Source organism: Vibrio aphrogenes, assembly GCF_002157735.2.
GTDB classification, from domain to species: Bacteria; Pseudomonadota; Gammaproteobacteria; order Enterobacterales; family Vibrionaceae; genus Vibrio; species Vibrio aphrogenes.
In genome coordinates, this window is the sequence record NZ_AP018689.1 from 1,149,566 (window position 1) to 1,165,496 (window position 15,931).

General features: G+C 40.4%; 12 protein-coding genes. 10 read left to right on the forward strand and 2 right to left on the reverse strand.

The features are described from left to right. Window positions 1-18 precede the first annotated feature (18 nt). The 10 genes from VCA1004_RS05275 (at window position 19) to ansB (ending at window position 13,348) form a co-directional block, all read left to right on the forward strand. Window positions 19-663: a DUF2913 family protein gene (locus tag VCA1004_RS05275; protein ID WP_086984438.1), complete on the forward strand. Its 645-nt coding sequence runs from the start codon at window positions 19-21 to the stop codon at window positions 661-663. A gap of 178 nt (window positions 664-841) precedes the next feature. Next, complete coding sequence (locus tag VCA1004_RS05280; protein WP_086984437.1) at window positions 842-1,513, forward strand: ABC transporter ATP-binding protein; 672 nt, start codon at window positions 842-844, stop codon at window positions 1,511-1,513. Beyond that, entirely contained in the window at window positions 1,494-3,947 is a 2,454-nt protein-coding gene (locus VCA1004_RS05285; RefSeq protein WP_086984436.1) for an ABC transporter permease, read from the forward strand. The genes VCA1004_RS05280 and VCA1004_RS05285 overlap by 20 nt, the downstream gene beginning before the upstream one ends. Then, window positions 3,947-5,071, forward strand: a complete 1,125-nt coding sequence (locus VCA1004_RS05290; protein WP_086984435.1) for a lipocalin-like domain-containing protein — start codon at window positions 3,947-3,949, stop codon at window positions 5,069-5,071. The genes VCA1004_RS05285 and VCA1004_RS05290 overlap by 1 nt, the downstream gene beginning before the upstream one ends. 250 nt (window positions 5,072-5,321) lie before the next feature. Then, complete coding sequence (gene nhaA, locus VCA1004_RS05295; protein WP_086984434.1) at window positions 5,322-6,470, forward strand: Na+/H+ antiporter NhaA; 1,149 nt, start codon at window positions 5,322-5,324, stop codon at window positions 6,468-6,470. 548 nt (window positions 6,471-7,018) lie between these two features. After that, the gene (locus VCA1004_RS05300) at window positions 7,019-7,648 is read left to right on the forward strand and encodes a TetR/AcrR family transcriptional regulator (RefSeq protein ID WP_086984433.1); all 630 of its coding nucleotides are present in this window, start codon (window positions 7,019-7,021) and stop codon (window positions 7,646-7,648) included. A 48-nt stretch (window positions 7,649-7,696) separates the two neighbouring features. Continuing rightward, the gene (locus VCA1004_RS05305) at window positions 7,697-9,994 is read left to right on the forward strand and encodes an acyl-CoA dehydrogenase (RefSeq protein WP_086984432.1); all 2,298 of its coding nucleotides are present in this window, start codon (window positions 7,697-7,699) and stop codon (window positions 9,992-9,994) included. A 179-nt stretch (window positions 9,995-10,173) separates the two neighbouring features. Continuing rightward, the gene (gene fabV / locus VCA1004_RS05310) at window positions 10,174-11,376 is read left to right on the forward strand and encodes an enoyl-ACP reductase FabV (RefSeq protein WP_086984431.1); all 1,203 of its coding nucleotides are present in this window, start codon (window positions 10,174-10,176) and stop codon (window positions 11,374-11,376) included. A gap of 291 nt (window positions 11,377-11,667) precedes the next feature. After that, window positions 11,668-12,132: a methyltransferase family protein gene (locus VCA1004_RS05315; RefSeq protein ID WP_164520828.1), complete on the forward strand. Its 465-nt coding sequence runs from the start codon at window positions 11,668-11,670 to the stop codon at window positions 12,130-12,132. A 160-nt stretch (window positions 12,133-12,292) separates the two neighbouring features. Beyond that, window positions 12,293-13,348, forward strand: coding sequence for an L-asparaginase 2 (ansB, locus tag VCA1004_RS05320; RefSeq protein ID WP_179949580.1), 1,056 nt, complete (start codon window positions 12,293-12,295; stop codon window positions 13,346-13,348). 266 nt (window positions 13,349-13,614) lie between these two features. On the opposite strand, the gene VCA1004_RS05325 is transcribed toward ansB, so the two are convergent. Continuing rightward, a complete protein-coding gene (locus VCA1004_RS05325; RefSeq protein WP_086984428.1) occupies window positions 13,615-15,297 on the reverse strand; it encodes an aspartate:alanine antiporter in 1,683 nt (560 codons plus the stop codon). 260 nt (window positions 15,298-15,557) lie between these two features. Beyond that, on the reverse strand, window positions 15,558-15,821 hold the full coding sequence (locus tag VCA1004_RS05330) for a GrxA family glutaredoxin (protein ID WP_086984427.1): 264 nt from the start codon (window positions 15,819-15,821) through the stop codon (window positions 15,558-15,560). Window positions 15,822-15,931 lie beyond the last annotated feature (110 nt).

Consider the following 15,931-nt stretch of genomic DNA (forward strand, 5'->3'; position numbering starts at 1 on the left):
TTGATAGAGTAAGAGTGGATGCAATATTCTTTAGAAATTCAGCGGGTCGTGAATACGGCATTAGAAGCATTAAAACGGCAACATGAGAGTGGCAAACTGGCCAACACTCCCATCACGAATACGCATTTTATTGCTCGTTGGGTAACCAAAAGCCTCAAAAGCCAAGAATTTGATCGTTGTGTCAAAGAGGATCTGATTGGTTGGCAAAAAATGAGTCGTAGTAAAGGGGCTGGCAGTGAGCTGCTTGCTACATTTGAGCGCATTTCAAGATTATATCAGCAGTTTCTTCCAAAAGATGGCGAATTAAAGCCGATTAAAGATGCCGATATTGAAGCCTTTATGGACCATATGGAAAATAAGGGTTGGGAAGTCGTCAATGAGTTTGAATTGACAGAAAAGACGCAGATTTTTGCTGATCAACCCAACTCCTTCGTGTTGTGTGCAAAGCAATGTGATGATTGTTTCGATGGAGAATTATTGCACCGCCCGATGAGCTTTTATGTTCGGGGTAATCATGCCGCGTTTATCGAAGAGGCGACAGCTCAAGGTTTCTTATTGCATAAACAAACCGATTATAAGTCGATTGTGAAATATCATGGTGAGTATCTTATTTACCCTAACAATGTCGGTTTAAAACTGGCAGAGATACCGCTGAATTACTAGTGAGGTAATTGTAAATAATAAAGGCAATATTTTGATTGTTATGAGGTGAATAAATCAATATGTTAGTTTAACTTGTTGATTTTTTATTGAATTTCTATGTATTGCATCAAATGCCTTTCTACATAAGGCCGATTAGTGTAGATTTCTTTTCTTATTCTAGGTTGTGGGTACACGTTTCATGCTTGATCTTAAAAATCTTTGTAAAGGTTACATCGACGGAGGTGTGTTCAGCCCCGTTTTACAAGGTGCTGAGTTAACATTAGAACGCGGAGCACAACTGGCACTAATGGGCGAGAGTGGCTCAGGGAAAAGCACCTTGCTCAACATGATTGCAGGATTAGATACTTGTGATTCTGGTGAGATACATTGTTCGGGCTTTCCCATGCATGATGCTCCTGATCGCCAACGAACAGCGTTTCGTCGAAATAATATTGGTTTGATATTTCAACAATTTAACCTATTAACAACGTTGAATATTGCTGACAATATTCGTTTTTGTCGTCAACTAAAAGGGTTGTCTGAAGACCCTAAATTGTGGCGACAAATTTTGTCATCGCTGGATTTAATGCCTTTATTGGGGCGTTATCCTGAAGAAGTCTCTGGTGGACAACAACAACGTGCCGCGATTGCTCGAGCGCTTTATATGGAGCCTTCTTTATTGCTAGCCGATGAGCCAACAGGGAGTTTAGATGAAAAGAATGCAGAAGCGGTGATGCGCTTATTAACCAGTTTATCTAAACAGATGGATTGTACTTTATTGTTGGTAACCCATAGTGAACGTGTAGCTGGCCATTTGGATGGTTGTGTTCGATTACAAGGAGGCGTGCTGAATGTTGTGGCCCGTAGCTAAAGCACTGCTAGGTCATTATCGCCGTCACCCGTTTCAAATTCTTCTTGTTTGGTTAGGGTTAACACTTGGGATCTCATTATTTGTTGGGGTTCTTGCGGTTAACTATCACGCTAAGCAAAGTTATGCCCATGGGGAAAAACTTTTCTCTAACCCATTGCCTTACCGTATTCAGCCTAAAATGGCAGGGAATAAAATTCCGCAAGGTTTTTATGTTCAGCTAAGACGCCATGGCTTCCACCAATGCGCTCCTTTTGATACTCATCGAGTGGTCACAAAAGATGGGATGCAATTAAATATTGTTGGCTTTGATCCTATCGCAATGATGTCATTTCAATCTGAAAAGAATTTGAAAACATCCGATATGCTTGAACTCATGCGTCCGCCATATCCAATAGTCATCAGTGCTCAATTAGCACAATATTTGAACATTGAAGATAATGATTATTTATTACTTAAATCTGGCAAGAAAATTGGCCCTTTGAGTGTAGATACCAAAAATCGTATATCTGGCTCCCGTCTTGTCGCTGATATGTCTTTAATTCGTACACTTAATCGTAGCTCTGGCTTTGATATGATTGCCTGTTCAGCGATGTCCCCAGATAAATTAGAACAACTTCGAGAGTATTTACCAAATGGCATTTCACTGCATCGTAATACTCGTGTTGAATTAGGATCATTGACGAAAGCGTTTCATATGAACTTGACTGCGATGGGGATGTTGTCGTTCTTGGTTGGTTTATTTATTTTTTATCAAGCCATGTCGTTATCTTTTGTTCAACGTCAACCATTGGTTGGGGTTTTACGTTTAATGGGGGTATCGGGTTGGCAGTTGACAAAAGCCTTATTGCTAGAAATTATGGCTTGGATTTTGATTGGCTGGCTCAGTGGTACGGTATTAGGTTTAGCTCTGGCCAATAGCCTGATGCCATCGGTTTCAGCAAGCTTGAGTGATATTTATAATGCTGATGTGGGGTTATCCATTGAATGGAATTGGGAATGGATTCAATATAGTTTGCTGATGGCAATTTTTGGTTGTTTGCTATCTTGTTTTTGGCCATTAATTCGACTGGTTCGTTCACAACCGGTCCGTTTAGCTTCACGTTTATCTTTGGTGCGTTTTGCGGGACGTGAATTTGCGTTGCAAGCTTTTGTTGCTTGTGTCTGTATTGTGGCAGCTATCGCGCTTTATCAAACGCCGATGTCGCAAGAGCAAGGGTTTACTTTAATTGCTCTATTGTTGGTGAGTGTCGGGTTGGTGATGCCTTATTTCTTATGGAAACTATTTACCAGTTTCTCTTTTACGATGCCTTGGGTCAAAGTTCGTTGGTTTTTTTCCGATATTGCCGCGAGTATGAGCTACCGTGGAGTGGCCGCAATGGCTTTCATGTTAGCTTTGGCAACCAATATTGGTGTTGAAACTATGGTTGGCAGTTTCCGTGAAACGACTGATCAATGGTTAGTTCAACGTTTGTCTGCGGACCTTTATATTACGCCAACAAGCTCCTCTGCCGGTCGATTAGGTAGTTGGCTTGAAGAACAACCGGAAGTGAAAACGGTGTGGTGGCGATGGGAGAAATCATTACAAACCAAGAACAATACTCTACAAGTCGTGAGTTCTGGTGATACCGATGGTGAGCGTAAAGCCTTAACCGTTAAATTAGCCGTTCCTCAATTTTGGCATCGTTTACACAGTGAGAAAGGTGTCTTAATCAGTGAATCGATGTCGTTAAAACAGAATTTGCACCCAGGAGATAAGGTTAGTTTACCTGAGCCCTTAGGGAGTGAGTGGCCGGTGCTTGGGATCTATTATGATTATGGTAACCCATATAATCAGGTTATTATTTCACAACATAATTGGGCTGATATTTTTAAAGAGGGTGGCGATGTTGCATTAGGGGTCGTATTGAAACAAAAAGGCGATGCAACAGAGTTAATTCATCGAATGGAAAAACGCTATAGCCTGTCACCAGATAGAATATACAACAATCATGCTATGCATACACAAGCGATGATAGCTTTTGATCAAACGTTCAAAGTTGCTGATACCTTAGGCAAAATTACCCTGTTTATTGCGGTATTTGGTTTATTTGTTTCTACGGTTGCAGGTGAAGTATCGAGACAAAAGCAGGTGGCTTTACTTCGGTGTTTAGGGATTTCCGGTAAAGAGTTAGTGATACTTGGCGCGTTGCAATTATTAGCGATTGGGTTATTTACGGCGTTTATCGCTTTACCGCTTGGTATTATTTTGGCCCAACTGATGGTTGAAGTGATCTTGAAAAATGCTTTTGGTTGGACGATGCAATTAACCTTATTACCAGAGCAATATATCACGACATTTTTGTGGTCATTAAGTGTGTTATTTATGGCGGGTGCTTGGCCAGTTTGGTTGATGGTGAAAACCACACCAATGAAATTGCTGAGGGATTCTTTGTAATGAAAAATCGAAAACCGCAACGCTTGTTGAAATGGAGTGTTGCGATAGTGTGCTCTATTTTAATAGTGAGCTTAATGGTACCTCATATCATAAAAGAAATTGTTGCCCAAGAAGTAAAACACTCTGTCGACCATCTCCCAAAGAAGAATAGTACTTCTTCGGTTTATGAGCCAGTGTTACCTGATTATACGATAAATTACAGTAAAGACTTTGCTGAGCATCCTGGGTTTCATAATGAAATTTGGCATTATAAAGCCAATTTGAAAGGTGATGATGGCCTTGATTATGCTGTGCAATGGACGATGTATCGCGTAGCAAACGGTGATGTACAAGGTGTAGGCTGGCATAATACACAGGTGTATACCGCACAAGTGGTGGTCTCAAATGCTCAGAAATCATGGATGCAGCAACGGTTGGCTAGAGGCGGTATTGGTCAAGCTGGAGCGTTAATGTACCCATTTCGACTATGGATAGATAATTGGAGCTGGGTATCTAACCATAACTTTGCGGTTCCTAGTTTACTGAATGTTGTCACTGATGATTTTTCGGTCTTATTAAAGAACGCAAATGGTGGTCCATTTGTCTTGAATGGTGATAATGGCTATAAGAAAACCCATGATTTGTTATCGACCGCCTCTTACTCGTTCAGTGCACCATTTTTGAAAACCCAAGGCTTATTGAAGTTAAATGGTCGTGATGTCAAAGTGCAAGGTGTGGCTTGGCTTGATAAAGAATGGGGAAACCACCTGATTGCTGATCGTTCATTGCGCTGGGATAGCTTTAATATTCATTTAGAAGATGGTCGGGCATTGTCTATTACTCAATATCATAATCCTCAAAATTTACGTTACTTTTCAGGTTCTATTTCAGGAAAGAATGGAGCTAAAATTACCATTAATAATGATGAGATTAAAATTTACCCGCTAGAGCAAAGTCGATTATTGAATGGGCGACAATTACCTCTTCGATGGGTGATCGAAATTCCTAAGCTTCATATCAATTTAATTACCCAAACGTTAAATAAAGAGCTGTGGTTGCCATTTTGGATTCCTGCTTGGGAAGGACCAATTATAGTGACCGGAAGTCATAAAGGTGTTGGCTTTATGCAATTGACAGGGTATTAGCCTCGCACCCTCAACTTATTCCCTTCTTATCTAAAAATTATTACCTTATATTTCAATTGGTTATTTTTTTGTAAACAATAAGTGTCGTCATGCGGTTTTATATTGACATACACTGTTTCTTGTTTGTATGACAAATGCTCGGAAAAACCGATGTTAAATCTCTAAACAATCGATTTTTACGCTCAAAGTTATCTGGATACTATGACTACATGCTTTGTTTATTGACTCAACGCGAATCGAAAGGAAACTTATGCGAGATCAAGTTATGAAATTTTTTAAGATGGAATCAGCCAGCGGCATTATTTTGGTCATCGCTGCTGTGATAGCGATGTTAGTTGCCAATTCATCCTTTGGACCAACATATCAAGACGCACTACACGCGAATATTATGGGAATGTCAGCCTCTCATTGGATTAATGATGGTTTGATGGCGGTATTCTTCTTATTAATCGGATTAGAAGTAAAAAGAGAACTTCTTGTTGGAGCTTTACGCTCTAAAGAAACGGCCATTTTCCCTGCCATTGCTGCAGTAGGTGGCATGTTAGCACCTGCCGTTATTTATTTAATGTTTAATATGCACGACCCAGTTGCAGTTGGAGGTTGGGCAATCCCTGCCGCGACTGACATTGCGTTTGCATTAGGTATTATGGCTTTACTTGGTCCAAGAGTACCAGTGAGCTTAAAAGTGTTCTTGTTAGCGCTTGCGATCATTGATGACTTAGGCGTGGTGGTGATTATCGCTTTATTTTATTCAAGTGATTTATCGACTTTAGCACTGCTAATAGGTTTCATCGCAACAGCAATCTTGTTCTATATGAACATGAAAAATGTTACTAAAACACGTTGGTACCTCATTGTTGGCTTTATTCTGTGGGTGAGTGTATTGAAATCGGGTGTACACGCAACGCTTGCTGGAGTGCTGATTGGCTTTGCTATTCCTTTACACGGCAAAGAAGGCGAAAAATCACCACTGAAAACATTAGAGCATGCACTTCATCCCTACGTGAACTTTTTGATTCTTCCAGTGTTTGCCTTTGCGAATGCCGGTATTTCATTAGAAGGTGTTTCTCTAAGCGGGTTGGCATCGACTGTACCGATGGGGATTGCATTAGGATTATTAGTGGGTAAACCACTGGGTGTGTTTAGCTTTAGTTGGCTATCAGTAAAAGCGGGTATTGCTAAGCTGCCTGAAGGGGTGAATTTCAAACAAATATTTGCTGTATCGGTGTTGTGTGGTATTGGCTTTACGATGTCGATCTTTATTTCATCTTTAGCCTTTACTAATGTTGATGTTGCCTTCGATACCTATTCACGATTAGGCATTTTGATTGGTTCAACTACGGCGGCAGTATTAGGTTATGTACTACTGAATATCTTCTTACCTAAATCAGCAAAATAAGCGGTTTTATCTCAAGACTATCGCTTGATGATAGTGTTGATAAATGCTTATCGAAGAGATCACTTTGAAAGTGATCTCTTTTTTTGGGTGGGGGAAATGTTTATACCAATGGTACTAATTAACCTCAGCTGCGGATAACTATCTGATCATCCTTACTGGTTAAAAGGCTTGATAACTGCATTTAAAACTACTAGGTCGTAATAGCGGTTAATTTTGGATAAAAAAAAGCCCAAATCAATAGGATATGGGCTAAAACAATATAGGAGTTATATATGAAAAAAATTGCAATTAGGCGTAGAAACTGGGTGAAGCGCTTAAGCTAGAATTCTCACTCATCAGCTTATCCTCACTTGCTACATAATATAGGACTGAGCGTTATTCATTCAGTTCCATCTTTTTTCAAATAATTTTATGTCTTTTTTAACCATTTGATATTGTTGATTATTTAAATATTGTTTATCAGTTGTTTCACAATTGTGATCGTGGGCACTTGCCTGATTTGCCCATCTTGATAGTATTCAAACAAGCGTTTAATACAGGCAGTTGAAATGGCAGTAAGAAATAAGACAAAAGCAAAAATCATGGATGTAGCAGAAGCATTATTTGCTGAGCATGGCTTCAATGACACCTCTTTACGCAGTATTACGACCAAAGCCAATGTGAACTTGGCTTCAGTTAATTATCATTTTGGTGATAAGAAAACCTTAGTTCGAGCAGTTCTCAATCGTTACTTAGAAGCGTTTATGCCTGAGTTAGAAAAAACATTAACCGAACTTAATACCCGAGATCATTACACCATGACTGAGGTTTTTAATACCTTAGTCCAGCCTTTACTTTCTTTGGATAAAGTGCGGCCTAATGGAGCCAGCCGCTTTATGCTATTAACGGGGAGAGGGTATACCGATGTGCAAGGTCATTTACGTTGGTTTATTACGACACGTTACAGCACGGTGTTGAATTTATTTACATTATCAGTTCAAAAGGCTAATCCGAATTTAGATCCTGAGACTTTATTTTGGCGACTTCACTTTACGCTTGGGACTTGTGTTTTCACCATGTCTTCCAGCAAAGCATTAGCAGAAATCGCTTATAACTCTTATGGGAAGAAAGTCGATTCAGATGTTCTCATTCAACAATTAATTCCCTTCTTAGCCGCTGGCGTGGCAGCGCAAGAATAGGGTCAACAATAATAATTACACTCATTAACGTGGAAAAAGGAATAGATTATGAGCTCACTAAGACAAAAATGGATCAGTGACCCAGCGTTTAAATGGTTTAAACAAGTGTTACCCCCTCTTTCAAATACGGAGCGTGAAGCGATGGAAGCGGGGAGTGTCTGGTGGGATGGACAATTATTTTCAGGCACACCGGATTGGCAGACCTTGCATCATTACCCTAAGCCTAAACTGACACAAGAAGAGCAATCTTTTATTGATAATCAAGTCGAAACCTTATTGGCGATGCTCGATGATTATAAAATTGTGCAAGAAGATAGAGATCTCCCAGAAGAAGTATGGGACTACATCCGTAAAGAGAAGTTTTTTGCATTAATTATTGATAAAGCATACGGAGGCCTCAATTTTTCCGCCCATGCTAACTCTACGATTGTAACGAAAATTGCCACTCGAAGTATCAGTGCTGCCGTAACTGTAATGGTACCAAACTCTTTAGGCCCTGGTGAGCTGCTTTCTCATTATGGTACTCAAGAGCAAAAAGACTATTGGTTACCACGTTTAGCCGATGGTACGGATATTCCTTGTTTTGCCTTAACGGGCCCAGAAGCGGGTTCGGATGCGGGTGGCATCCCTGACCAAGGCGTTGTGTGTAGAGGGATGCACAATGGTGAAGAAGTCTTAGGTATCCGGTTAAGCTGGAATAAACGCTATATCACACTAGCTCCTGTGGCTACGGTACTTGGATTGGCCTTTAAACTTGACGATCCCGATCACTTGTTGGGTGATAAACAGCACCTTGGTATTACTTGCGCTTTAATTCCAGCCGATCATCAAGGGGTTGAAATTGGTGAGCGTCATGACCCACTTGGCTTAGCCTTTATGAATGGCCCAACTCGTGGCGAAGATGTGTTTATTCCAATGGATTGGCTCATTGGTGGAGCTGAATACGCAGGTAAAGGATGGCGTATGCTGGTGGAATGTTTATCGGCAGGGCGTGGTATTTCTCTACCAGCATTAGGGACTGCAATTGGGCATTTGACCAGTCGCACAACGGGGGCTTATGCCTATGTGCGTAAACAATTTGGTTTATCAATTGGTAAATTTGAAGGCGTCGCCGATGCGATGGCTCGTATTGGTGGGATGACGTATATACTAGAATCGGCGCGGACCTTAACGACCACTTCTTTAGATATGGGTGAAAAACCTGGAATTGTCACGGCGATTGCTAAATATCACATGACAGAAATGGCACGTACAATTTTAAATGATTCGATGGACATACATTCAGGTCGCGGTATTCAAACTGGCCCGATGAATTATCTTGCCCATCACTATTATGGGGTTCCTGTCGCCATTACCGTAGAAGGTGCTAATATTTTAACCCGTAACTTGATGATTTTTGGACAAGGTGCAACCCGTTGTCATCCTTTTGTTCTCGCTGAAATGGAGGCGGCTGCAAATCCGGATGAAAAAGCTGGAGCGAAAGCGTTTGATGAGTTGCTGTTTAAGCACATGAGCTACGCGATTAAAAATAGTTTGGGCGCGTTTGGTATGGCTTTAACCGGATCGCTATTCGCTCATTCGCATGTCTCTGGCCCAACCAAGCAATACTATCGAGATATGACTCGCTTAAGTAAAGCATTGGCCGTTACAACCGATTTTGCGATGCTCACGCTAGGCGGAGAGTTAAAGCGTAAAGAAATGCTATCAGCACGTTTGGGTGATGCGTTAAGTTATTTATACCTTGGTTCAGCAGTATTAAAGCGTTACGAAGATGAGGGCTGTCAACAGGCGGATCTGGATTACGTTCATTACGCAATGAATCACTGTTTAAGTAAAGCGGCTGAAGGGCTGGAAGAGGCCTATCGCAACCTACCTAATCGTATCGCTGCCTATGCACTGAAATTCTTAGTTTTCCCATTAGGTAATCACTTTAATGCCCCAACAGACAAACAAAAAATGCACGTTGCGGAGCGTTTAATGGTGCCGGGTGAAGACCGCGATCGTTTAACTCATCTTTGTTACATTGGTGAGGATGACAATGACAACGTAGGTCTGATTGAGCGTGCCTTTATCCAAATGTATGGGATTAAACATTTAGAGCGTAAGATGATCACCGCCGTGAAAAATGGTGACTTACCTAAAAATGGGTCATTAGCATCTCGTTTAGAATTGGCATTAGCGCAAAAAATTCTGACTCAAGAAGAAGTTGAACAAATATTGCAAGCAGATAAGCTCCGTTATCGTTCAATTCAGGTGGATCATTTTAGCCATGATTTTAGTGATATTCGTACTCATTATCAAAATGGTAAAAAGCAATCATCAAAAAAGTTGAATAGCGCAGCTTAATCGATGCGCGATGATTTTATCTCATGGACAACGCCATAGCTTTGCTGTGGTGTTTTCTTTTATACAAAATGCGTGAAAGAGGTCTAACCACCTCAATATATGACAAAAAATCTGAGAAATAAGATGCGAAACCTCGGATAAACTTTTATCCTACAGGGGTTTTTTAAAGGAAGCTGAATATGATTATCAAACCGAAAATCCGTGGATTTATCTGTACAACGACACATCCTGTGGGTTGTGAGGCAAACGTAAAAGAACAAATTGCTTACACCAAGGCACAAGGCCCAATTGCCAATGCCCCTAAACGCGTATTAGTAGTGGGTTCTTCAAGTGGCTATGGCTTGTCATCTCGTATTGCGGCTGCATTTGGCGGCGGTGCATCAACGATTGGTGTATTTTTTGAAAAACCAGGTACTGAAAAGAAACCTGGAACAGCGGGTTGGTATAACTCGGCTGCATTCGATAAGTTGGCTAAAGAAGAAGGCTTATATTCAAAAAGTCTCAATGGCGATGCTTTCTCTAATGAAGCGAAACAAAAAACCATCGATCTTATCAAAGCCGATTTAGGTCAAGTTGATATGGTCGTTTATTCATTAGCTTCTCCAGTGCGTAAAATGCCAGAAACTGGTGAAGTGATTCGTTCTTCTCTAAAACCGATTGGTGAAACTTACACTGCAACCGCAGTCGATACTAATAAAGACATTATTATTGAAGCCAGTGTTGAGCCTGCTACTGAGCAAGAAATCAAAGACACGGTCACCGTAATGGGCGGCGAAGATTGGGAATTGTGGATGGCTGCACTTTCTGATGCTGGCGTATTAGCGGAAGGATGCAAAACGGTTGCATACAGTTACATCGGTACAGAGTTAACTTGGCCAATCTATTGGGATGGTGCGCTAGGTCAAGCGAAGATGGATTTAGACCGTGCGGCTTCGGCACTTAATGAAAAACTTGCTGATATTAAAGGCACAGCGAATGTTGCGGTACTGAAAAGTGTGGTAACTCAAGCAAGTTCAGCCATTCCAGTGATGCCGCTATACATCGCTATGGTCTTTAAGAAAATGCGTGAAGAAGGCGTACACGAAGGTTGTATGGAACAGATTCACCGCATGTTTACTCAGCGTTTGTATAAAGAAGATGGCTCGGCTCCTCAAGTGGATGATAAAAACCGTCTACGTTTGGATGACTGGGAATTACGCGAAGATATTCAACAACATTGTCGTAATCTATGGCCTCAAGTAACGACGGAAAACTTAAAAGAGTTAACCGATTACGTTGAGTACAAAGAAGAGTTCTTAAAACTGTTTGGTTTTGGTATTGATGGTGTTGATTACGATGCTGACGTCAATCCTGAAGTAAACTTTGACGTACAAGATATCTAAAGTCGTATTAAGTTAAATAATGAAAACCAGCACTTTTAAAGTCGCTGGTTTTTTTATATCTACCATTCAACAATCGAGTGGTGTCTATGATGTGAAGCATTTATGTTTACTTAAGTGCTCTGAGATAGGTGATATCTTGGTTGGAAGCTTCTTAAATAACCTCTAGCCTATTGCGTTGATTTTAAAGAAGTTAGACGCCCAAAGTGCGGTATTGAGTGGCTTCTAGTTATCCGCAGCTGAGGTTAAATACCAACAAAACTAATGAGAAATAAACAGCTAAAAAGGAAACTCATGTCTTGGTTAGAATTGAAAGTTAAGCCTCCGATCATTGCCTGTATTGCCATACTAATGATGTTACTGCTTGACGGTTTACGTTCCGATGTACATTTAGGCTTGGGTACATTTGGTGTTGGGCTTGCCTTATTATTAGTGATTTTAGGGGTGTGGCTATCTTTAATCGGTATTCAGCAATTCTTGAAATCAGAAACCACCGTCCATCCTGACCTACAACACGCAACGAATACTCTCGTTACCTCTGGTGTTTATCAAATTTCACGTAACCCAATGTATTTAGGGCTATTATTAATACTTATTGCCTTCGCAATTTGGCTAAATAGTTGGTTAGCCATTGGTGTTTGTGTGCTCTTTGTGTTGTACCTTAATCAATTTCAAATCAAACCTGAAGAGCGGTTTTTACATGCTAAGTTTACTCGGCAATATGAAGGCTATTGTAAAACAGTACGTCGCTGGTTGTAATGTAAGCTATTTTTCCTAACCAGTAATAATCCAAGTGATAAAAGTTGCTTCATGTTTTTAATAAGTGATATAGAGCTCAAAAATATTAATTTATCAGAGTAATATTTTGGTTCTTTTTGAATTTTTAAAATTAAAAACTATGAGGTATCTATGTATGATTATGAATAAGACTCGCTTTAGTGCATTAATGATTAGTTGGTGTTTTAGTTCTTTTTCATTTGCGAGCGATTTGCCAAATATTAAAATATTAGCGACGGGAGGGACAATAGCAGGAGCGGGCCAATCTGCGACTAACTCTAACTATACCGCTGGAAAAGTTGGGGTCGATGAACTCATTGCTGCCGTACCTGATATGACAAAAGTCGCAGACATTAGTGGTGAACAAGTCGTAAAAATTGGCTCTCAAGATATGAATGATAAAGTTTGGTTAACTTTAGCCAAAAGAGTGAATGCGTTGCTTGCACAAGATGATGTCGATGGTGTAGTGATCACTCATGGTACTGATACCATGGAAGAAACGGCTTACTTTCTTGATTTAACAGTAAAAAGTAATAAACCTGTTGTTCTAGTTGGCTCTATGCGTCCCTCTACGGCAATGAGCGCTGATGGCCCTATGAATTTATATAATGCTGTTGTTACCGCTGCAGATAAAGACTCTATAGGACGTGGAGTGTTAGTTGCCATGAATGATAGTGTATTTGATGCTCGAGATGTTACCAAAACCAATACCACCGCAGTTGAAACGTTTAAATCTCCAAATTTTGGTGCGTTAGGTTATATTCATAACAGTGATGTGATGTATCAGCGCTCTCCGGAACATAAGCATACAGTAAAGACGGTGTTTGATGTTTCGAAACTCAATCAATTACCAAAGGTAGGTATTGTTTACAATTATTCTAATGCTTCGGATTTGCCCGTAAAAGCACTGATTGCAGCTAAATATGATGGGATTGTGAATGCTGGTGTTGGTAACGGAAATATATACCATAGTATTTTTGAGCAATTGGCTAAGGCGAGTAAAGATGGAATCATGGTGGTTCGCAGTTCTCGTACCCCGACAGGAGCAACGACTTTAGATGCTGAAGTGGATGATGCTAAATACGGCTTTGTTGCGTCAGGTACTTTGAATCCACAAAAATCACGAATTCTGTTAATGTTATCGTTAACGCAAACCCATGACTATAAAGAAGTTCAAAAGATGTTCCAATATTATTAGTGCCAATCGTACTTATTATCTGAGCATCTTTGCTTATTAAAAGGCTTGATACGGCGTTTAATTTTTTGTTTATAAAGAAGTTGATTGTAGAATAACGACTTATCGAAAATTTCTGCCTTGTTCTCAAGCCTTTTTACTACGCAATTTCTGACCATCTAATTAGTGTAATCGGTATGATTGCTATTTGTTGATGGATAAAACAATGCCAGCATTTCGCTGGCATTGTTTTTATTGGTTGGCATTGTTCTTATTGATAGTGAAAAGGGTTAACTGAGTATGATCAGTAAAGTACCCGCTAAGGTCATCAAAATATTGGCGATAGCATAAGTTCCTGCATAACCAAGAGCTGGAATGGTGGATTTAGCGTAGTCGTTAACAATATCCATAGCAGGAGCACAGGTTCGGGCTCCAATAATGGCACCGAACAATAAGGCGCGGTTCATTTTAAGAATATGAGCACCAAAAAGATACGCTACGACGACAGGTAACACGCTGATGATAAAACTAACTCCAACAATTTTAAGTCCCATTTGGCTCAAATATTCGAGCATGTTTGAACCCGCACTTAACCCTATCCCGACCATGAATATCATTAAGCCGAGATCTTTCACCATATTCAATGCCCCTTGTGGCACATAGCCAAAAGTGGGGTGGTTGGCTCGTAGATAACCTAAAGTAATGCCTGAAATTAATAAACCCACCGCATTACCTAAACCGAAGGTCACTTGACCAAATGTCATTGTGATCAAACCAAATAACAGTCCGACAATAAAAAAGCTACAAAAAGCGAGTAAATCGGCAATTTGACTGTGAATTGAGATAAAACCAATACGCTCAGCGAGACCAAGGACACGGCTTTTTTCACCACTGACTTGCAGAACATCACCTTTTGCCAGCACAATATTCAAATCCATTGGCATTTCAATTTGAGCGCGTACGACACGGTTTAAGAAACAGCCATATTCTGCAATATTGAGATCCGACAGTTTTTTGCCCGCAATACTGTCACTTTTGACTACGATTTCTTCTTCCGCAATACGAAGGTCCAGTAGGTTTCGATCAAAGACCTCTTTACCATTACGAAAACTTGGGTCCAAACGCGCATGACTATCTGGGTAGCCAACAAGGGCAATTTCATCACCCAGCTGTAAAATAGCATCACCATCAGGGTGGGCAAGAATACCATTGCGACGAATACGTTCGATATAACAACCTGTTTGTCGATAAATACCCAGCTCACGTAAGTTTTTCCCACCAGTCCAATCAATCAATTCTTGACCGACACGATAAGCTCGAATAATGGGTAAATATACTTTGCGTTGCCCGGCACCACCTAAACCGCGCTCTTGAGCAATACGTTGTGCGGAATCACTGAGGTTTTCACTTTGTAATCTCGGTAATAATTTGGCAAACAAGATCATACTGGTTAAGCCAATTAAATAAGATAGGGCATAACCGACAGATAAATTATCTAAAATGGTGGAGAGCTGCATGTTTTCTGGAATGGTTCCCAAACCAGAGTTTAATGCATCTTGAGCGCCAACCAGAATAGGCGTTGAGGTCATGGAGCCAGCCATGATGCCAGAGGTTAAGCCAAAGTCTAAGCCAAAGAAATGCCCAAGGCTATAGGTTAAGGTGGTCGCAGTGGCTAATACGATCAAGCTTAAAAAGAAATAATGTTTACCGTCCCGGAAGAAGATACCAAAAAAGTTGGGACCAGCTTCAATACCGACACAATAAATGAAAAGCATAAAACCAATGGTCAGTGCTTCTGCATTAAACACAAAGCCTAAGTGCCCCATAAAGAGGGCGGTCAGCAAGACTCCAATGGAGTTACCGAGCTGAAAATTACCAAACCGAATCTTGCCAATGGATAGCCCTATTGCCAATACCACAAAAAGAAGCAAAATAGGATTTTGGTTTAGCAGTGCCGCGACGTCTATATTCACAGTATTTCTCAAATGACGTTATAGAAAACAAGGGTAAGTGATACATCAAAAGTGAAGAGAGGTGATCGAGAGTGATCAGTCATCTGGACTTTCAACGTGCGAAGTGTATAGGATAAATAAGCAATAAATAAGAGAAAAAACATAAAAAATTGATGAAATTTTTACTGATTGATTTTTCAATATTTTTGTACAAAAACGGTCAGTGAGACTGACCGTTTTGAGAATGAGAAATTGAACTCTTATTTATAGCTAAACCCGAATTAGTTGTATAAGCCTAAATGTTCTTTGGCATACGCTTCAAATTCAGTAAAGCCACCGACATGATCTTGGTCGACAAAGATTTGTGGTACGGTTTCAACTGGCTTACCCACGGTTTTTTCGAGGTCAGCTTTGCTAATGCCTTCTGCATTAATATCAACGTAACGGAAATTGAAATCGTCACGTTGCTCTTTTAGTTTTTCAGCGAGTTCTTTTGCGCGTACGCAGTATGGACATGCAGGGCGGCCAAAGATAACGACAAACATGGTTTTTCTCCTTTGTTCTTGATGTTGGTCACTATGCCTGAAGCCTTTGCGTTTTTAAAGCCACAGCATAAAGAATTTTTAACTCTAAAAGGAATTAACTATGTTCTATC